20 protein-coding genes and 2 tRNA genes are annotated in these 17351 nt (G+C 46.5%); 4 read left to right on the top strand and 18 right to left on the bottom strand.

Annotation, left to right across the window (positions count from 1 at the left end):
- The first annotated feature begins 89 nt into the window (after positions 1-89).
- Positions 90-398, top strand: a complete 309-nt coding sequence (locus tag K6J72_RS03350; RefSeq protein ID WP_221280673.1) for a thioredoxin family protein — start codon at positions 90-92, stop codon at positions 396-398.
- Between the two features lies 1 nt (position 399).
- Here K6J72_RS03350 and K6J72_RS03345 read toward each other — a convergent pair.
- The 10 genes from K6J72_RS03345 to K6J72_RS03300 all read right to left on the bottom strand — a co-directional run bounded on the left by K6J72_RS03345 (position 400) and on the right by K6J72_RS03300 (position 7625).
- Positions 400-476 (bottom strand) — tRNA-Met (locus K6J72_RS03345).
- Positions 477-490: 14 nt separating this feature from the next.
- Positions 491-565, bottom strand: a tRNA-Gln gene (locus K6J72_RS03340).
- Positions 566-615: 50 nt separating this feature from the next.
- A complete protein-coding gene (locus K6J72_RS03335; RefSeq protein WP_221281096.1) occupies positions 616-2001 on the bottom strand; it encodes an L-serine ammonia-lyase in 1386 nt (461 codons plus the stop codon).
- Positions 2002-2022: 21 nt separating this feature from the next.
- Positions 2023-3264, bottom strand: coding sequence for an aromatic amino acid transport family protein (locus tag K6J72_RS03330; RefSeq protein ID WP_221280671.1), 1242 nt, complete (start codon positions 3262-3264; stop codon positions 2023-2025).
- Positions 3265-3377: 113 nt separating this feature from the next.
- Positions 3378-4517 (bottom strand): dihydropteroate synthase, encoded by a 1140-nt coding sequence (folP, locus tag K6J72_RS03325; protein WP_221280668.1) that lies wholly within the window; start codon positions 4515-4517, stop codon positions 3378-3380.
- A complete protein-coding gene (locus tag K6J72_RS03320) occupies positions 4517-5143 on the bottom strand; it encodes a DNA polymerase III subunit delta' (RefSeq protein ID WP_221280666.1) in 627 nt (208 codons plus the stop codon). The genes folP and K6J72_RS03320 overlap by 1 nt, the downstream gene beginning before the upstream one ends.
- On the bottom strand, positions 5136-5576 hold the full coding sequence (locus K6J72_RS03315; RefSeq protein WP_221280665.1) for a HobA family DNA replication regulator: 441 nt from the start codon (positions 5574-5576) through the stop codon (positions 5136-5138). The genes K6J72_RS03320 and K6J72_RS03315 overlap by 8 nt, the downstream gene beginning before the upstream one ends.
- Before the next feature lie 77 nt (positions 5577-5653).
- Complete coding sequence (locus K6J72_RS03310) at positions 5654-6856, bottom strand: aspartate kinase (RefSeq protein ID WP_221280662.1); 1203 nt, start codon at positions 6854-6856, stop codon at positions 5654-5656.
- 1 nt (position 6857) lies between these two features.
- The gene (locus K6J72_RS03305; protein WP_221280661.1) at positions 6858-7328 is read right to left on the bottom strand and encodes an RNA pyrophosphohydrolase; all 471 of its coding nucleotides are present in this window, start codon (positions 7326-7328) and stop codon (positions 6858-6860) included.
- Between the two features lie 99 nt (positions 7329-7427).
- The gene (locus tag K6J72_RS03300) at positions 7428-7625 is read right to left on the bottom strand and encodes a c-type cytochrome (protein ID WP_430886749.1); all 198 of its coding nucleotides are present in this window, start codon (positions 7623-7625) and stop codon (positions 7428-7430) included.
- Positions 7626-7792: 167 nt separating this feature from the next.
- Here K6J72_RS03300 and hemW point away from each other — a divergent pair, with 167 nt between their 5' ends.
- Together hemW and K6J72_RS08310 are read left to right on the top strand one after the other, a co-directional pair.
- Positions 7793-8659 carry a radical SAM family heme chaperone HemW gene (hemW, locus tag K6J72_RS03295; RefSeq protein ID WP_260320663.1) on the top strand — a complete coding sequence of 289 codons (867 nt, stop codon included), beginning with the start codon at positions 7793-7795 and terminating at the stop codon, positions 8657-8659.
- The gene (locus tag K6J72_RS08310) at positions 8620-8856 is read left to right on the top strand and encodes a hypothetical protein (RefSeq protein WP_260320662.1); all 237 of its coding nucleotides are present in this window, start codon (positions 8620-8622) and stop codon (positions 8854-8856) included. The genes hemW and K6J72_RS08310 overlap by 40 nt, the downstream gene beginning before the upstream one ends.
- Positions 8857-8868: 12 nt before the next feature.
- Here K6J72_RS08310 and K6J72_RS03290 read toward each other — a convergent pair whose 3' ends face one another.
- Complete coding sequence (locus K6J72_RS03290; protein WP_221280659.1) at positions 8869-10431, bottom strand: flagellin A; 1563 nt, start codon at positions 10429-10431, stop codon at positions 8869-8871.
- 166 nt (positions 10432-10597) lie between these two features.
- Here K6J72_RS03290 and K6J72_RS03285 point away from each other — a divergent pair, with 166 nt between their 5' ends.
- Positions 10598-12241, top strand: coding sequence for an alpha-keto acid decarboxylase family protein (locus K6J72_RS03285; RefSeq protein ID WP_221280654.1), 1644 nt, complete (start codon positions 10598-10600; stop codon positions 12239-12241).
- Here K6J72_RS03285 and K6J72_RS03280 read toward each other — a convergent pair.
- From K6J72_RS03280 to K6J72_RS03250, 7 genes are all read right to left on the bottom strand, one after another.
- Entirely contained in the window at positions 12238-12861 is a 624-nt protein-coding gene (locus tag K6J72_RS03280; RefSeq protein WP_260320661.1) for a beta/alpha barrel domain-containing protein, read from the bottom strand. The two genes, K6J72_RS03285 and K6J72_RS03280, sit on opposite strands and share 4 nt — an antisense overlap.
- 35 nt (positions 12862-12896) lie before the next feature.
- The gene (locus tag K6J72_RS03275) at positions 12897-14171 is read right to left on the bottom strand and encodes a tetratricopeptide repeat protein (protein ID WP_260320693.1); all 1275 of its coding nucleotides are present in this window, start codon (positions 14169-14171) and stop codon (positions 12897-12899) included.
- 78 nt (positions 14172-14249) lie between these two features.
- Positions 14250-14621: a YkgJ family cysteine cluster protein gene (locus K6J72_RS03270; protein WP_221280638.1), complete on the bottom strand. Its 372-nt coding sequence runs from the start codon at positions 14619-14621 to the stop codon at positions 14250-14252.
- Positions 14621-15199, bottom strand: coding sequence for a hypothetical protein (locus tag K6J72_RS03265; RefSeq protein ID WP_221280636.1), 579 nt, complete (start codon positions 15197-15199; stop codon positions 14621-14623). The genes K6J72_RS03270 and K6J72_RS03265 overlap by 1 nt, the downstream gene beginning before the upstream one ends.
- Positions 15199-15726, bottom strand: coding sequence for a hypothetical protein (locus tag K6J72_RS03260; protein WP_221280634.1), 528 nt, complete (start codon positions 15724-15726; stop codon positions 15199-15201). The genes K6J72_RS03265 and K6J72_RS03260 overlap by 1 nt, the downstream gene beginning before the upstream one ends.
- Entirely contained in the window at positions 15710-16684 is a 975-nt protein-coding gene (locus K6J72_RS03255) for a hypothetical protein (RefSeq protein WP_488592941.1), read from the bottom strand. The genes K6J72_RS03260 and K6J72_RS03255 overlap by 17 nt, the downstream gene beginning before the upstream one ends.
- A gap of 41 nt (positions 16685-16725) precedes the next feature.
- Positions 16726-17349, bottom strand: a complete 624-nt coding sequence (locus K6J72_RS03250; RefSeq protein ID WP_430886740.1) for a lysophospholipid acyltransferase family protein — start codon at positions 17347-17349, stop codon at positions 16726-16728.
- Positions 17350-17351 lie beyond the last annotated feature (2 nt).

Here is a 17351-nt window from a genome sequence, read left to right as displayed (position 1 = left end):
TTATAGCCTTTTTATGTACGGTTTTCTTAACCTTAAACTTAGTTGTTTCAGGTTATGCTTTGAACCTAATTTTATAGATAAGGATTTAAATGGAAGTTTTAACAAGCCAAAATTATCAAGAAAAGATAAGTCAGGGAGCGGTGGTGGTCGATGTGGGGGCAAATTGGTGTCCAGATTGCCGCAAAATTTCCCCCATGATGGACGCTTTAGCCAAGGATTACAGCCAAGTGAAAATCTTTAAAGTGGATTTTGACCAAAGCGAAGATTTAAGAGAAAGTCTAGGCATTAAACGCATCCCGACTTTAATTTTCTACAAAGATGGCAAAGAAGTGGGGCAAAGATTGGTCGAGCCCGACACAAAAAACATCATCGAAGCGGAATTTAAAAAGCTCGTGTAGTTGGTTGCGGGAGGTGGATTCGAACCACCGACCTTTGGGTTATGAGCCCAACGAGCTACCGGACTGCTCTATCCCGCGTTGCTTAAAGAAGATGGTTGGAGTAGAAGGATTCGAACCTCCGAATGGCAGGACCAAAACCTGCTGCCTTACCACTTGGCGATACTCCAACGAAAAAGTGCCATTATAGCCTGCTTCTTTGAAAAAGTCAAGCCCCCCCCTAACATTTGGGGATGTGTACATGCGTGGCTAATCCGCCTAGCGAAGTTTCTTTGTATTTAGAGTCTAGTGCCTTGCCGACTTCATACATCGTAGAGATCACATCATCTAGGCTCACTTTAGCTTGGTAGCCATCTTCTAGGGCTAGGCGGGCTGAAGAAATCGCCTTGATCGTCCCCACGACATTGCGCTCAATGCAGGGGATTTGTACCAACCCGCCTACAGGGTCGCAGGTCAAGCCCAAATGGTGCTCCATCGCAATCTCGGCAGCGCTCAAAACTTGGCGCACATTACCACCCAAGACAAAGGCAAAGCCTGCTGCTGCCATTGAAGAGGCGGTACCCACTTCGGCTTGGCAACCCGCCTCCGCTCCGCTCAAAGAGGCGTTCTTTTTGTATAAATACCCCACTGCTGCACAAGTGAGCAAGAAATCCACGATTTGCTCGGTTTCCAAAGGTTTAATGTGGTGGTGGCAATAGAGCAGCACCGCCGGTACCACCCCGCAAGCTCCATTCGTGGGGGCAGTAACGACCTTGTGCCCGCAGGCATTTTCTTCACTCACCGCCCGCGCGTAGAGCGTGGCGTAGTCCACCATGGCAAGTGGGTCGGCTTGGCTAGGGTGCTGGCTCAAGCGGGCGTGGACTTTGGGGGCTAGGCGCGCCATACCGATGTAGCCGGGGAGCTGTTTTTCTTGCGAAGACACGCCACTTTTATAGCACTCTAGCATCGCTTTGTAAATTTCTAGGCAGTAGGTGCGGGCATAATTTTGTCCAAATAGTGTACTCTCGTGTAAATCTACAATACCGGCGATGTGTGTGTGGTGCTTTTCACACAACTCCACTAATTCTTTGGCACTAGAAAAATCAAAAGCGTTGTGTTGGGGTTTGGCCGAGTCGGCTTTCTTATTTTTGAGCTCCTCTTCTGTGTAAATAAACCCGCCCCCTGTGGAATAATAAATTTCCTTGAGCAATAAATCTTGTTTGCTGTTGAAAGCACACACCTCCATGCCATTTTCGTGCAAACTCAAGACCTTGGGTTCAAAGAGAATATCCTCTTCAAGATTAAAAGAAACATTCTTGCTCTTGGCTAAGTACAAGGTGTGTTCTTTAATCGCTTTTTGTAAAATTTCTTGCCTTTGGGACACGCTCACTTCTTTAGCACTCACCCCGCTTAAGCCAACCACGCAGGCTAAATCCGTTAAATGCCCCTTGCCAGTCAAAGCCAACGAGCCATGCAAGATCACCTGCACCCTAGCCACCTCCTCAAGGATTTGTTTTTCTTGCAAGAGTTGACAAAAGCGCACACAAGCATCCATAGGGCCTATGGTGTGCGAAGAACTGGGGCCGATGCCTATTTTAAAAATAGCAGTGATGGACTGGCTGTAAATTTCTTGTTGTGTCATGCTACCTCATTTAACAATATTGATGATGGCGTTTAAGACGGTGAGTACGCCGGTTAAAAAGATGAAACCATCGGCAAGCGGGCTTCTAAATTCCTTCATGGAGGGCAGGGCATACATCGCTACAATGGGCAAGATGAAGGTGATGGTGGCCAAAGCGGGCCCGCCCAAATCCTCAATGAAGCTCAAAATGCTGGGGTTGTAGTAGGCAACCACAATGATGCTGGTCCAAAAAAATATGGTGGTCCACGCATCGATTCGGCGGTGGTGGTGGGTGTTGAGTTTATCCTTGGTGAATATTTGCACAATCAAGCCCTTTAAGCCCTCTTTGGCCCCATAGTAATGCCCGAAAAAAGAAGTGGTGATCGCCAAAAACGCCACAACCGGACCCGCATAACCAATGAAGGGATTGTGCAGGGTGTTGGCAAAGTAGCTCAAAATGGGGATGTTTTGCGCTCTAGCTTTGGCAAAATCTGTAGGGTCTAGGCAGAGAATGCAAGAGAACACAAAGAACATCACAAAGAAAAGCAAGAGCGAGGTGTTTAACAACTCAATTTGGTTGGTCTTGTAGTGTTTGAGCTCTCCATAGTGTTTTTCCACCGCTTGGGCGAAAGTAGATACGATTGCGCTGTGGTTAAACGAAAACACCAGCACGGGCAGAGTGAACCACAACGCCGCAAAAAACCCTTTAAAACTCGGGATTTCTGCAAGCATCGCCGTTTTCCAGTAAGGGATTAAATACAAAGAAAACACCAACAAAATTAAAGCTAAGGGGTAGACAAGAGCGTTGGCGACACGGGTTACAATCTTAGTATTGAAAAGCATCACAAAGATCATGCCCGTGATGAGGTGTTCGGCTAAAAAGAAACGGTTGTTTTCAAAGTAATGTAAACCCAGCTGGTTTGTAAAAAACGACTCCACCGTGTTTGTGATCCCCACACCATAGGCCAAACAGATTGGGTAAAGGGCAAAGAAATACATCAGGGTGATCAAAAACCCGACTTTTTTGCCTAATCGGGTGGCGGCATGTGTGATGTCTTGGTTACCTATGGCATTGACAAAACGCGCTAAAGCCCTGTGGCTAAGCCAAGTCATGGGAAAACTTAAAACCGCCATGAGCACTACAGGCCAAAACCCATGTTCGCCCGCTTGAATCGGTAAAAATAAAATCCCTGCCCCAACAGCCGTACCAAAGAGCGACCACATCCAACGGATGTCAAAGAGATTTAACCTTTTATCCGCTTGTGCCATTGAAACCCTTGTATCTTTAAAGTCAAAGGTTGTATTGTAACAAAATTAAGACAATAGGCCACTAGTTTTAACCACGCGAGGCGATTTTAGGGAGTTTTGTAGCGGATGGTAATTCAGGGAGTTTGCAAAAAGGCATTGTGAATCGCCAAAATGTCTAAATGTTCTTGAGTGTCGTGTACTCTTAAGATACTTGCCCCATTTTCTAGAGCCTTTAAATGCAAGGCGAGCGTACCGGCTAGGCGATCCTCCACCTCTCTAGTGCACACTTCCCCCACACTCTTTTTACGGCTACAGCCCACAAGTAGAGGGTAGCCAAAGTGTAGAAAATGTGCCAAGTGCTTGATGAGGGCTAAATTTTCGGGCATTTGTTTAGAAAAGCCAAACCCGATGTCTAAAATGATGTCTTTGATGCCATGCTCTTTTAGGGTGGTGATTTTGGCGGCAAAAAACGCTTCCATTTCCATCCATAAGTTTTTAGCTGTGAGCTGTTGGTGTGCTTTTAAAGGCACACCCAAAGAGTGCATTAAAACCACTTGCGCCCCAAACTCTTTGGCCACAGAAAACATCTCCAAATCCCTCAAGCCATTGACATCGTTGAGTACGCAAAAACCATGTTCTAGGGCAAAGGCGGCGGTCTTTGGGTTGTAGGTGTCTATGCTGAACTTGGCGTGTTTGTAGAGGTTTTGATTCTTAATTTCGGCACACAATTCTTCTAAGCGGGCAATCTCTGTGTCTGCGTCTGTGTAAAGACTATGCGGTCTAGAGCTAGCTGCCCCAATGTCTATGTAGGCGATTTTCTGCTCCAAGAATTTGTAGATTTGTTCTAGGGCGGTTTTTGCGCTGTGGCGGCTGTTGGGATAAAAGCTGTCTGGAGTTACATTGACAATCCCCATTAAGGCGGGGGTAACTTGGGGAGGGGTGAAGTGGGTTTCTAACTCTTTGGCGAGTTTTTTAAGCCCAAAGTCTTGTTTAGCGCATTTTTGGACTAAGTGCTGGAGCTGGTCTAAAGTGCCGACAAGCAAACAATCATAAGTTTTTTCTTGTGCCAAAATGCAATCTTTGGGCGTGGCCAGCTCCGCGCCCGCACGCAACGCCTCTTGTTTTAAAATCAAAGTGGCGCTTAGGGGCAAGTCGGTGATTTTAAAACTCAAAAGTTTGGCTTTGTTGGCCATGATGGCTTGCCCTGTGGGGTGTACACCCAAATCTTTTAGGGCACAAGAAAAGCTGGCGGGGTGGAGTCTTTGCAAAAACACTAGCCCCTCACTTGCAACACGCTTAAAAGCAGGGGTAAAAGGTTGTAGCTGGGGCGCAAGTAAAGGGCGTTGGCGTGAATGGCGTTGTCAAATTGCGCTAACTGTGTGGGGCCTAGGCGGATGCCCGCTTGCTTGGTCGCCTCTAAAAGGGCGGTGATTTGGATTTTCACCTCTTCTTGGTTGAATTGTTTGTCCGCGTTTTGCAAGTATTGATGCAGAGCGCATAAATCGCAAGTTTTTAAATCGAGCCCAAAGGGTGGGGGCGTAGTTTTGGTGCGCTTGTCGGTGTGGGGCAGTCTTGAGCAGATCGTGGCAAGTAGAGCACTTGGGTGCTTGGTGATGAGGATAAATAGAGTGTTTTTGGGGGGTTCTTCTAGGATTTTAAGCAAGGCATTTTGGGCGAAAATGTTTAGGCTAAGGGCGGCGATGACAAACACCTTTTGCCCTGAGAAACTGAGCACACAGCGGCGTTTGATCTCGTGGGCGTGTTCAATTTTGAGTTCATCTTGGCACACAAGCTCGAGCAAAAAGGGGGTGTTTTGGGCTTTAAAATGCGCCTCTAATTGCGCTTTGTAACTTTGGGCTTCATCGTGGGGGGAGTTTGTATAGACGATTTGGCTAGTCATTTAGGTTCACTTGTCCTAGCAAACTTTCAAGCACCATGCGCACAAACACCCGATACAGCTGCAAGAGTTTGTGATCGAGCAAGGGGTCAAGGGATTCAAAGCAAATCGCCCCCTCTTTAGGGTTGTCTAAAAGCCACCATAAACTTTTCCCCACGCTTAGGGCAAGCCGTGCCATTTGGGAGTTATCCGCCCCTACATACCAAAAGATGTAGTTTTGGTAAACCAAATCTAAAGTGTTGCGTACCAAAGAGATGTCTGGGCTTTGCCGTAAATAAGTTTGGAAGCTTTGCAAGGGGTCAAAGACAGGTATGAGGGGGTGCATGGGGTGGGCGTTTAAATGCGTCAGAGCATAGGTTTTAAGCCACGCCCTTTGGTTGTCTGTGGCGATGAGGACACAGCCTCCCTTTAAAATATGTTCCGTAGCGCGCAGCAAAGGGGCGCAATCTCGGGGTGGCTCAAGACATAAAAACCCCTCCTTTTGCAATGCGGCAAGCCACTCTTTAAGGCGCATTAAAGGTCGAGTTTAAAGGTCGTGTGTAGGGTCTTGAGCGCAAGTTCGGCCACGCTAATGTCCACCACTACAGAGATTTTAATCTCGCTCGTGCCGATCATCATGATGTTGATGTTTTCTTTGGCTAGGGCGTTGAAAACACTGCTGGCGATCCCCGAGTGTGAGCGCATCCCCACGCCCACGATCGACACTTTAGCGATCTTGTCGTCGTGCTCGATCGAACCGATGTTTTGTATGTTTTTCAACACTTGTAAACAAGTGTCTAAATCGCCTTTGGGCACAGTGAAGTTGATTTCGGCTTTGCCATTACGCCCCACGGTCTGTACGATCAAATCAACATTGATGTTTGCCCCAGCCAAAATCCCGAAAATCTTGCCCGCAATGCCCGGACAATCGCAAGCGTCTATAATGCTCACGCGGGCTTGGTCGGTGTCTAGGGCAATGCCACTCACGATGGGTTTTTCCAAAATTTGCTCCTCTGAAGTGATGCGTGTCCCCTCTACATTGTTGAAAGAATTGCGTGTAACAAGGGGGATGTTGTATTTTTTAGCCAGCTCTACAGAGCGGTTAAACAACACTTTCGCTCCCATTGAAGCCAACTCCAACATTTCTTCATAGCTGATCTCATCGATTTTACGGGCGTTTGGCACAATGCGTGGATCTGTCGTGTAAATGCCATCCACATCGGTGTAAATTTCGCACAGCCCCGCGTGCAAAGCTCCGGCTAGAGCCACTGCGCTTAAGTCGCTGCCTCCCCGCCCCAGAGTGGTGATCTCCCCACTCTGGCTAATGCCTTGAAAGCCCGCCACCACCACGATAAAGTTTTGCGCCAAGAGTTCGCGAATTTTGGCCGTGTTGATGTCTAAGATTTGGGCTTTGGTGTAGTGGGCATCGGTTAAAATCCCCGCTTCCCGTCCACTGAGCGAACACGCTTTTTGCCCCATAGACTCTAGAGCAATGGCAAGCAAGGCACTAGAGATTTGCTCCCCACTGCTTAGCAAGCGGTCCAATTCTCTTTGGTTAGAGCGTGCGCCAAAATAGTGGGCAAGGTTTAAAAAATCGTCCGTGGTGTCGCCCATCGCCGAAACCACGACCACCAAATCCTCATAGAGTTTTTTGCTTTCAATCACGCACTTGGCGACCGCCTCAATGCGCGCACAACTACCCACGCTCGTCCCCCCAAACTTCTGCACCACCAACATTTTATAAATACCCTTCTTTGCGGAAATAGCCGATCACTTGGCGGTAAACCTGGCGCTTGAAGTGTACAACTCGGTGGAAAAGATCATGGGTTTTGACAAAACAATAGCGGTTGAACTCGGGCGAAAGGGTTTGGATATTGATCAAAGAATTGTTTTTGAGCCGCACCAAAAAATACTTCTGCTTTTGTCCATCGAAAGGGTAGAGTTTTTTAGGCATCGTGGGAGGGAAGTCGTAAGTGATCCACTTGGGATATTCGGCGATCACCTCGATTGCATCCGTACCGATCTCCTCTAAAAGTTCACGATACAAAGCTTTTAAGGGGGTTTCGCCTTGATCGATCCCCCCTTGGGGGAACTGCCAAGCCCCTTGAATGTCTATCCGTTGTGCGAGAAAAAATTCACAATCCCTAGGATAGTGGGAAGAAAGCACAACAGCGGCCACATTTGGGCGGTAACTTTTTTTGGTGTCCATAGTTGTCCTTTACTTTGGCACTTAAAGCCAAAAACTAGGCGACATTATAACACACACAAAACTGAAAGAAAACCCCATCTCCCCTGTCAGCGTTAAAAGTTATTTTTTAAGAGTGGGGATGAACTTTGCTAGAGCCTCGATATCCGCATCACTCAAAGATTTTGCCTGTCCATGCATCACGCCACCTGCCCCATAGCGGTTAAGTGTACCCGCCTTATAGCCCTTCAAGTCTTCTTTAATGGTCGCGCTGTCAAGTGTATTCACAACATGTCCTTTGCCAAAAGCCTTGTGGTTCATAGTAGGTCCGTGGCAACCGGCACATTTTTTTATCAATTCAGCAGGTTCTGCCGCTCCTAAAAGCCCAAGACCCAACACGGTACCCAAGAATAAAACCTTCTTCAAAACAAGCTCCTTTAAATTTATCAAAAAGTATGCTAAGATGATATTATTTAAAGGATTAAGCCATGCTTAAATCCACGCCCCAAAGAGCCCCTAGTCTTTATATCCATGTGCCTTTTTGTACAAGCAAATGTGGGTATTGCGCTTTCAATTCCTTTAGTGGATTAGACTCTTTAAAAGATGCCTATGTGGAAGCCTTGATTGTAGACCTCAAAGACAGCCTTAAAAACACCTCGGTCTTGAGCTCCATTTTTATCGGCGGTGGCACGCCAAACACACTGGAAACCAAGCACTACGAGCGCATTTGTAGCACCATTGCCATCCACGCAAATCACACTCCAAAGATAGAAATCACTTTAGAAGCCAACCCCGATCTCATCACTAAAGGATGGTGCAAGACTCTAAGGGCACTTGGGGCTAACCGCCTCTCTTTGGGTGTGCAAAGCTTTTTTGCCGATAAATTAAAATTCTTGCAAAGAGAACATGGCAAGCAAGACATTTTTAAAGCCCTTGAGATTGCGTATAAAAGCGGATTTGCACACTTAAGCATCGATTTAATGTACAACACCCCCCTAGACACTCCAGAGCGTCTTCAATTAGAATGCCAACACGCAAGCAATCTTCCCATCGATCACCTCTCTGTCTATAGCCTAACCCTTGAAGATAACACCCGTTTAGCCAAAGACACAGACCCCAACGCACTTTTAAATGCCGACACTTTCTTGCAAAACACCTTAAAGGATTTGGGCTTTATGCCCTATGAAGTGTCTAATTACGCCAAACCCTATCGAGTGCAACACAATTTAGGCTATTGGGCGGGGGTGAATATTTGGGCTGTGGGGCTGGGGCTGTGGGGCGTGTGGGTAAAGAGAGATTTTACAAACAAAAAAATGTGGCAAATTACATTAAAGACCCCCTCAAACGGCGCATAGAGCATTTAAGCGATGAGGATTTAGAGCTCGAGCGGTTATTTTTAGGGTTACGCTGCGATTTGGGAGTGGGGTTAGAAGGGCTAGACTCCAAAAAAGTCCAAACCCTTGTAGAAGAGAAAAAATGCAAAGTTAGCAACCAGCGACTGGTCGCATGCGATTTCTTCCTAGCGGATGAAATCGCCTTGTGGCTCACCTAAAGCCCGAAGGCCCTATGTTAAAAGGCGGAGGATGTTTTGTTGCACAGTGTTGGCTTGGCTCATTGCGTAGCTGCCAGATTGCGCCAAAATGTTGTTTTTGCTGAAGTTTGCGCTTTCTTCGGCAAAGTCCACATCGCGGATTTGAGATTCAGCGGCTTTCACATTCACTTGGGTGATGGTGATGTTGTTGACAGTGCTCACCATTTGGTTTTGCACAGAACCCAAGTCGGAGCGGACTTTATCTAACATTTTTTGGGCAGATTCGGCAATGTCCATCACCACCATTGCACCCTTAAGGGTCGTAACCCCAGAACCTAGTGTGAGATTTTCTCTAGATAGGGTGTTGTTGTAGTTTGCCCCAGAAGCACTACGCACATTTTGGTTAAATTCGCCTAGAACATCTCTTAGGTTGACAGTGGTGCTGGCGGTTTCGCCTTTGCCAAACCCAATGGCTTTATAGCCCGCATTGGCATCGGTTACATTGGCCCCAGAAACAATTAAAATATCTCTGGCATCTTGGCGCACTAAGGACAAACGCCCATAGTTGACAGACCCATTTGTGATTTTTTGGCCACCATTGAGGGTGTCGAGAGCCATTGCGCCCCCGCCCCCACCTTTTTTATCGCCTCCGCCTTCGTTATCTGCTTTTAGGCTAATGCCCCGCCCATCTAGACTGCGTAGGTTTAAGCGCCCCTCAGAGTCCGTGTAGGCCTCGATGCCTGTTTGGGCGGTGATGGCGTTGAAAGCCGCCACCAAACGGCCATCGCTGTCGTTTTTCTTGATCCCCACGACATTCCCAATATGTATGCCATTGAGCACCAAATTGTGCAGACTACCTGAGTGGATAGCGGTGTCTGAAGTGGAAATCACATTCGCGGTCGCTCGAACGCCGGTGGCGTTGGAGTTTTTATTGATCACCTCTACCAAAGCACCCAAACCTGTACCTGCAGAAGTGGAGATTTTCACACTCTCCAAATTCACATCATGAGTGCCATCGACTTGTTTAAAAGTCAAAGCCACATCGCCAGAGGCAGTGATGGTTGCACCCGTAACGATCTTGGTTTGTCCAATTTTGTCAGAAGTGGCCGCCCCAATGCTCGCCTTAATGGTCTCATTAGAGTAAGCCCCCACTTGAAACTCTTTGTTAGAGAAAGAACCGGCCAAAAGAGTCTGTCCATTATAAGCAGTGGTGTTGCCAATGTTGTCCAAACTTTGGATCAAGCGCACAATGTCGGCTTGCAAAGCCTTCCGAGATTGTGTGTTTTGTCCGTCTTGAGCGGCTTGGGTTGCCTTTGTTTTGATGGTGTCTAGGATTTTGATTTGTTCATCCATCGCTTTGTCGGCAATTTGGATGATCCCCATGCCATCGTTGGTGTTGGCGATCGCCTGTCCCAAACTCTTTGCCTGAGAACGCAGTGAATCGGCGATCGTCATCCCTGAGGCATCATCGGCGGCCTTGTTGATGCGTAGTCCAGAACTCAACCGCTCCAACGATTCCTTTAAATCGCGTTGTGTTACCAACCCCACAGCGTGGGCATTCAACGCATTGATATTTGTGTTGACCTGAAATGCCATACTAACTCCTTGTTAATCTCCTAAAGCTTCCTTGCTTTGGCGCACCTATAATCGGCTAAAAATTGTTTTATTCAAATACCAGCAAACACCAGATATAAATTTTAATTTTATTTCCTTTTTGGGTTAAAATGACGCTTATGATTTTCGAAAAAAGCAAGGAGTTTTTATGGTAATCAGCATTGGTCGGTATCTGCTGGACAGATTGAAAGATTGTGGCGTGGAGCATGTTTTTGGTGTACCCGGAGACTATAATCTGGGCTTTTTAGACTTAATTGAAAACGATCCTAATTTGGAGTGGATCGGCAACTGTAACGAGCTCAACGCCTCTTATGCAGCAGATGGGTATGCCCGTATCAAACCGATGGGCGCACTTTTAACCACTTTTGGTGTGGGCGAGCTCAGTGCCATCAATGGTGTAGCGGGCTCTTATGCCGAGAGCGTGCCTGTGGTGAAAATCGTGGGCATGCCCTCCCGCAATGTGTTGGAAAACAGACGCTTTGTGCACCACACCTTAGGTGATGGCGAGTTCATGAAGTTTTATGCGATGTATCAAGGCATCAGTGTGGCACAAACAATCTTGAATAAACAAAATGCCAAGAGCGAGATCGATCGGGTGTTGGCCGAGTGTGTATTGCATAAAAAACCCGTGTATATCGGTATTCCTGCCGATGTACCCCACATGCAAATTGAAGTTTCAAGCCCCATGGTCTACAAACCCAAGAGCGATAAAAAGACCCTCAACGACTTCATTAGAGCGGTAAAAAAGAATTTAAAAATTTATCAGTCCTTCATTGCTTTAGCCGACTACGAAGTGAACCGCTGCCATTTAAACCAAGAATTACAAGACTTCATAGAAGCTACAGATCTACCCATCGCCTCTCTCTCTATGAGCAAGGGGGTGTTTTGCGAGCAACACCCCAACTTTATCGGGGTTTATAACGGGGTTTTGAGCGATGAACGGGTTACTAACGCCATTAAAGAGTCCGATTGCAGCATTTTAATCGGTGTGAAACTCACCGACTCTTTAACTGCTGGGTTTCACTACATTTGTGAAGAACCCACTCCAAAAATAGAAATCCATCCTCTCTACAGCAAAATAGATGAGAAAGTTTATAGCGATATTCTCATGGAAGATGTGCTTAAAAGGCTCTCAAATCTCAAGTTTAAATCCAAAATACCTCCCAAAGAACCCAAAGAAGAACCCCACTTCAGTGGCAAACTCACCCAAAAGCAATTCTTCAAAGTGGTCGAAGAACATTTACAGCCCAACGGGGTTTTGATTGCCGAGCAAGGAACCTCGTTTTTTGGGGCGGTAGATGTAAATTTGCCGAAGGGGACAAGCTTTATCGGGCAACCGCTTTGGGGTTCGATTGGCTACACCTTTGGGGCATTGTTAGGGAGTGCCCTAGCCGATCGCAAACGGCGCAATGTGCTCTTGGTGGGCGATGGCTCTTTTCAACTCACCGCTCAAGAGCTCTCCACCATGCTAAGGGAGGACATCACACCTATCATTGTGTTGGTCAACAACGATGGTTACACGGTTGAGCGTTGCATCCACGGGCCTGAGCGCAAATACAACGATATCAATATGTGGCACTACACCAAACTTTTAGAGGTCTTTGATGTGCATTTGCACAGAAAGCCCCTGTCTTTCAAAGTAGATACGGCTGAGAGTTTGAGCCATGCTTTTGAGCAAGCTTACAAACACCCCGATAAACTCGCTTTCATTGAAGTCAAGATGGCTAGAGACGATGCCCCCACTCTCTTAAAGAAATTGGGCGCGCTTTTTTCAGCGCAAAACAGCTACTAGCTCCACAACATCAGGGCATCGACCCCATAAGAATTTGTGGGGGTGATGGGGGGGGTGCTTAGGTCTTTTAAGATGACCAAACCTTGTGGGACAAGTTGCAAAATCTCTTTGAAGTCTTGCACGATGTAAAGAGCTTTGGCTCTGGCTAAAATGGCGTGCTTTAAATCCGCTGTGCTTGCCACTTGCACGATGGCTAGCAACCCTAAATGCATGGCGTAGGCGACCATGTCCTTTAAATCTTTTTGTAATAAACTAGGGTCTAAAATCAGCGCGTCCACACCATACACCAAAGCTTCTAAAATTTGGTAACGCTCCACAATCAAATCTTTTAAAATCAAAGGTTTAGAGCAGAGGCGGCGCACGAAACCGAGTAAATCTAACATCTCTAAAGATGGCTCTTTGGCATAAAGGGGGGTGAAGTCAAGCGACAAGGCTAGGGCTTGACTCTCTTGGACCTTTTGTAGATTTTCTAAAAAAACTTCTAAATCTTGGCGCACATCTAGGGCTAAAAGGGTGTGGGCTAGAGGAATGTTTTTGGGGCGTTGTAGTTGCTCTAGGCTTAAGCGGGGCAAATAGGGGTTGTAGGCAAGGCTACGCCCTAACAGGTCAAAGGGGCGCATTTCCTGTTTGAGCTTTAAAAGAGCTTTTAAATTTTCTATTGACACTCGGCGATGGCTTGAGAGTGGGCTTTGAGCTCGGGCTGGGTGTTGATGTCTTGCTTAGATATGCCTAAAAAGAGTTTCTTGGCTAGGGCACAATTCCCCAGCTTAAAGTAACCCCACGCCAAAGAATCGATGTAAAAGATAGACTTAGGCTCGATTTGTAACGCCACTTTGACATAGTCGATCCCTTTGCGGACATTTAAATCGTATTCAATGAGCGAATAACCCAAGAAGTTATAGAAAAAAGCGTCTTGGACATCTAATTTACCCTTGTGTAGCCTAAGTTGTGCACGGCGCTCGGCGATCGCCTTTTCAAGTTTGTGGGCAATGGGGAGCATGTCGGTTTTTGTGAGTTTTTTCTTGGAGGTTAGATGCTCGTAGGTGTAGACCGCCTCTAGGGCTAAAAATCTAGGGTCTTTGTGCTCTTTGTAAAGTAAGCCAGCCTGCTTGGATGCGAGAGCGAAGTTTTTTTGGGCAGTGTAAAGGTCTAAGAGCAAGCGGCGGTTGAAGGGGAAGTTTTTAGCGATTTTCTCGGCTTTGTCAAATTCTTTGAGCATCACCAAAACCCCAATGTAAAGTTGTGCGTTTTGCACCACAGGGTCTTTGCGATAAAGTGCGCCAAAGGCTTCTTTAGCTTTATCGAGTCGATTCATTTGGATCAAGGTGTTGAAACTCTTTTGACATAGGTCTGGTGAGCAGCCATACTTTTCCAAATGAGAAGTGATGAGATCGGCAGCCTCTTGCTGGCTGTTTTGGATAAAGTAGAGCGTGATGAGCTTTTCTAAAGTGTCTTCATCGTGCACCTGGTTGTAGAGTTTGCTTAAAATGTCAAAAGCTTTGGTGTATTTTTTTTCGCTGATGTAGAGCGAACCTAGCACATTATCTAACATCAAAGATTTGTCCTCTTTGCGGATTTTCTCTAACAGGGCGATCGCCTTTTGGATTTGCCCCGTCTTGATGTAGCCATCCACCAAGATTTTATTAATGGATAGGTCTTTGTTATTTTTGGTAACTTTTTTATAGAGCATGGCAAGTTCTACAGCGGTGTTAATGTCGCCTAGACTTGCGGCCGAAATGGCGGCCTCTTTGGCGTAAATGATGTTATTCGTTTCTTTGTAAAGCTGTAGATAGCCCTTTTTAGCCGTGGCAAAGTCGCCTCTGTGGAAAGCATCCGATGTGATTAAGATCTGTTGGTCTTCGGTCATGCTTTGAGCAAAAAGCATGCCGTTTAGGGCTAACCCCAAGCCAAAAAGCCTCAAAGTCCTCATTCTCTGTTGTGGCATAAAACCTCACTTGTGTGTAAAATTTGCATGGTATCCTGTAGTATATAACACAAAAAACATGTTTTAGTTAAGGGGTTTGACCCCGGGGCATAGGGCGCACAGTTCTTTGACCTTTTTTGGGTTTTGGAAACACTCCCAAAAGGGGAAAGTTTGGCATTGCTTGGGGCGCACGGGGTAGATTTGGCATTGCTTGGTTTCCTCATCTAAGAACACACACGCATAGCCCTCTTTGGGATCGCTTGCGGGCTTTTCTAGTAGACTGTATTTGTAGCCCACCTTTTTGATGTATTGCAGAGTAAATTTTTCAAAGGGCAGTTTTAAAAACGCGCTGATCGCCTCCATTTCAACGGGTTGAAGAAAGATATATCCCTCTTGCCCCAAACAGCACCTAGCCCCACAAGATGCGCACGCCCTCGGGTCAAAACTAAACTCCATCAGCGTTTCATCACCTTGTAATCTACATGCATGCCAAAATCCAAAATAAAGGTGTGTTTGTTTTTGGTGATTGTGATGGGAAACTCAATTTGCGTGTATGCACTGATGGCGGCTAAGCCGTCAAAGAAAGCGTAAAAATCGCTCAAACTGTGCGCTTGCACATTCACCCGCAACTCATCGTGAATAAACCGCTCCAAGGGGTCAATGCGGCTACTCTTTTCTTGGATTTTAATGTGGGTGAAGTGCTGGCGCAAGAGTGTGTTTAGATTATTTGTCGCCATAGTATAATCGGGGTGTTTTAAAAGGGAGATGTTATTTTGCTCTAAGGTTTCGTAGTCTTTCAATGTCCCCACGAAGTCCTTGCGGTAGTAGGCGACAATCGTGGCTTGTTGGCGGGCTTCAAGGTCTTGGGAGCGGTAGTCGCTAATCTTTGGCAAAAGCCATACACTCACACTCACCATAGCGGTGATCACAAAGACCACAAAAAAGATGAAGTTTTTAAATAAGTTCTCAAACGCCAAATCCTTGGCGTAGCGACTCATGTAGACTTGTTCGGGGCTTCTTTGGCTTTGTTCCATTAGTTGCTCGCCTTTTCAATGAAGGGTAAAACAGAAGAGTTTGTGGAAATGAAGCTGTACCACCCATTGTTTAGGGGGGTAAAGACCACATGGCTGTTTTCAAAAATCGAGTCGAGTCGTTGTTGGATCGTGTTTTTAAAATCCTCTTTGGAGGGGACAACGCCCTTAAGTACCAAACTAGAGTAGTCTATGGTGATGGACTCTATGGTGATCGAATCGGGGATCATCTCTAAAACCCCCTTGATCGAATCTTTGACATTAACGGTGTAGGTGGCCTTGCCCCGCATGCTTTTTAAGGTTTGCTTGGTGCGCTCTATACGCTCCTCAAGACGGCGGTTTTCGTGGCTGTAGATATGCCCTTGCACTTGGGAGATTTCAGTCTGGTTTTTGGTGATTTCAATGTACTTTTGCAAGAAGCGGGTGAGTCCCCACACAATCACCACAGAGAGCAAAATATAAAAAATCCAAACTTTGGCAAGCGGACCTAATATGTGTTTGGGGAATGGTTTGCTATAGCTGAACTTCATTGTATAGCTCTTTCTTCGCTAAAACACCCATTTGTTCGAGCAAGGACACGGGCGTGTGCAACACATTGAGCATCATTTCATCTTGGAGCATGTCGATGAGTTGTTTGGAGACTCCATAGGTGTGCAAGAGATAGATTTTTTCCACGAAGTCCACAATGTTGTAGACAGGGTTGCTGTAACAGGTTTGGATGCACTCTTGCAAATGCTTGGCGATGTCGGGGACATGCAAGATACTATCGACAAGGGCTTTTGGATCTTCTACGGGCTTTTCTTCGATGATGGGCTTTTCAGGAGAGCTAAAATCCATTTGCATCAAATTGGTTTCAATGGACTTCAAAAAAGATTGCAGTAATTGCTCTTCATGCTTATAGTCCTCGTTGTCTTCCTGGGTTTGCACCTCAAAATCTGTTTTCACCGTTTCTAGAGGATAGAATTTGCTGTAACAAATGTCCCCGCGGTTGCTCACCATGACATGCAAGCGGGCGTGTTCTAAAAGGGCGTAAACCACCACACCATCCTCCAGCATGGGCTTGATGAAGCTATACATCAACAAGAAGGGCGAAAAAATGTAATCGATCTTTTGCATGGTCAGGTTAAAGATTTTGCGGTCCTGCTCTAAAGATTGTTTGGGGATGTAAAAACAATAGTCGTCCACTTCTAAGATGATCAAGTCTTTTTTACGCATCCCCTGCGGGATGTGTTGCTCTAATTCGCTCTTTCTACACATCCCCTGATCCACACTCTTAGCCATCCCGCACATGTAAGAAAAAGGGTAGATGTTGACATAGTCGCGGGTATCTTTTAAGGCCTTGATGGGGATCATGCTATTTTTCACGGGGTAGACTTTATTGATAATTTCGCGCGTTTTTCTCCATCTGAGCCTCTCTATCCGGCCAAGTAAAACTTCATGATCTAAGTTAAAACAGATGAAGACATCGGAGAAAAACAAAGAGCGCATACCATCGTAAATAACACCCCTACAAAAGCTAAAGACCCCCACTACACCGTCTCCATGCGTTGTTTCACAAGCACTTTAGCCTCTTGTAAATCCATGTTTTTGGGGATGAAAAAAGGGGAGAGCATATAGTAATGGATGGTGGAAAAGGGCTTGGGCAGCTTAAAGCGATCCCATGTGTTGAGTGTGAAAGCATTGCTAAAGACCACACGGCACACCACCACCCCTGCTCCCGTCTTTTGCGCCAAGGCCACCACCCCATCGGCAACACTATGGCGCGGCCCCTTAGGGCCATCGGGGGTGATGCCGATGTCCTCCCCACTCTTTAGCCTTTTGATCGCCTCAATGAGCGCACCCACCCCGCCTCTCTTGCTAGAGCCCCTAATGGCTCGAAACCCAAAGCACTTAAAGAGTGTCGCTGCCAAACCGCCGTCAAAATGCTGGCTGGCGATCACGGATAGATGCGCTTGGGGCTTGACACGCAAATAAGCAAAGGGCAACATCGCCATCTCGCCATGCCAGCAACTGGCGATGAAAGTTTGTTTTGGCAAGTCCTCGGCTAAGTGAAAATGGTTTTTACAAGTCTTGAACAAAACCCTAAGCACCCAATAGAGCAACACAGGCAAGGCGTGGGAAACAAAACCATTTCTCAAGCGTTTCAACAGCACAC

It is taken from the genome of Helicobacter sp. NHP19-003 (assembly GCF_019703305.1).
Lineage (GTDB): Bacteria > Campylobacterota > Campylobacteria > Campylobacterales > Helicobacteraceae > Helicobacter > Helicobacter gastrocanis.
This window is presented reverse-complemented; position numbering and strand designations above follow the sequence as displayed.

Coding starts and splice junctions, on each gene's coding strand:
- K6J72_RS03350 (WP_221280673.1), top strand. CDS start 90: ATGGAAGTTTTAACAAGCCAAAATTATCAAGAAAAGATAAGTCAGGGA.
- K6J72_RS03330 (WP_221280671.1), bottom strand. CDS start 3,264: ATGGCACAAGCGGATAAAAGGTTAAATCTCTTTGACATCCGTTGGATG.
- K6J72_RS03320 (WP_221280666.1), bottom strand. CDS start 5,143: ATGACTAGCCAAATCGTCTATACAAACTCCCCCCACGATGAAGCCCAA.
- K6J72_RS03310 (WP_221280662.1), bottom strand. CDS start 6,856: ATGTTGGTGGTGCAGAAGTTTGGGGGGACGAGCGTGGGTAGTTGTGCG.
- K6J72_RS03305 (WP_221280661.1), bottom strand. CDS start 7,328: ATGGACACCAAAAAAAGTTACCGCCCAAATGTGGCCGCTGTTGTGCTT.
- K6J72_RS03300 (WP_430886749.1), bottom strand. CDS start 7,625: ATGAACCACAAGGCTTTTGGCAAAGGACATGTTGTGAATACACTTGAC.
- hemW (WP_260320663.1), top strand. CDS start 7,793: ATGCTTAAATCCACGCCCCAAAGAGCCCCTAGTCTTTATATCCATGTG.
- K6J72_RS03290 (WP_221280659.1), bottom strand. CDS start 10,431: ATGGCATTTCAGGTCAACACAAATATCAATGCGTTGAATGCCCACGCT.
- K6J72_RS03285 (WP_221280654.1), top strand. CDS start 10,598: ATGGTAATCAGCATTGGTCGGTATCTGCTGGACAGATTGAAAGATTGT.
- K6J72_RS03280 (WP_260320661.1), bottom strand. CDS start 12,861: ATGCGCCCCTTTGACCTGTTAGGGCGTAGCCTTGCCTACAACCCCTAT.
- K6J72_RS03275 (WP_260320693.1), bottom strand. CDS start 14,171: ATGAGGACTTTGAGGCTTTTTGGCTTGGGGTTAGCCCTAAACGGCATG.
- K6J72_RS03270 (WP_221280638.1), bottom strand. CDS start 14,621: ATGGAGTTTAGTTTTGACCCGAGGGCGTGCGCATCTTGTGGGGCTAGG.
- K6J72_RS03265 (WP_221280636.1), bottom strand. CDS start 15,199: ATGGAACAAAGCCAAAGAAGCCCCGAACAAGTCTACATGAGTCGCTAC.
- K6J72_RS03260 (WP_221280634.1), bottom strand. CDS start 15,726: ATGAAGTTCAGCTATAGCAAACCATTCCCCAAACACATATTAGGTCCG.
- K6J72_RS03255 (WP_488592941.1), bottom strand. CDS start 16,684: ATGCGCTCTTTGTTTTTCTCCGATGTCTTCATCTGTTTTAACTTAGAT.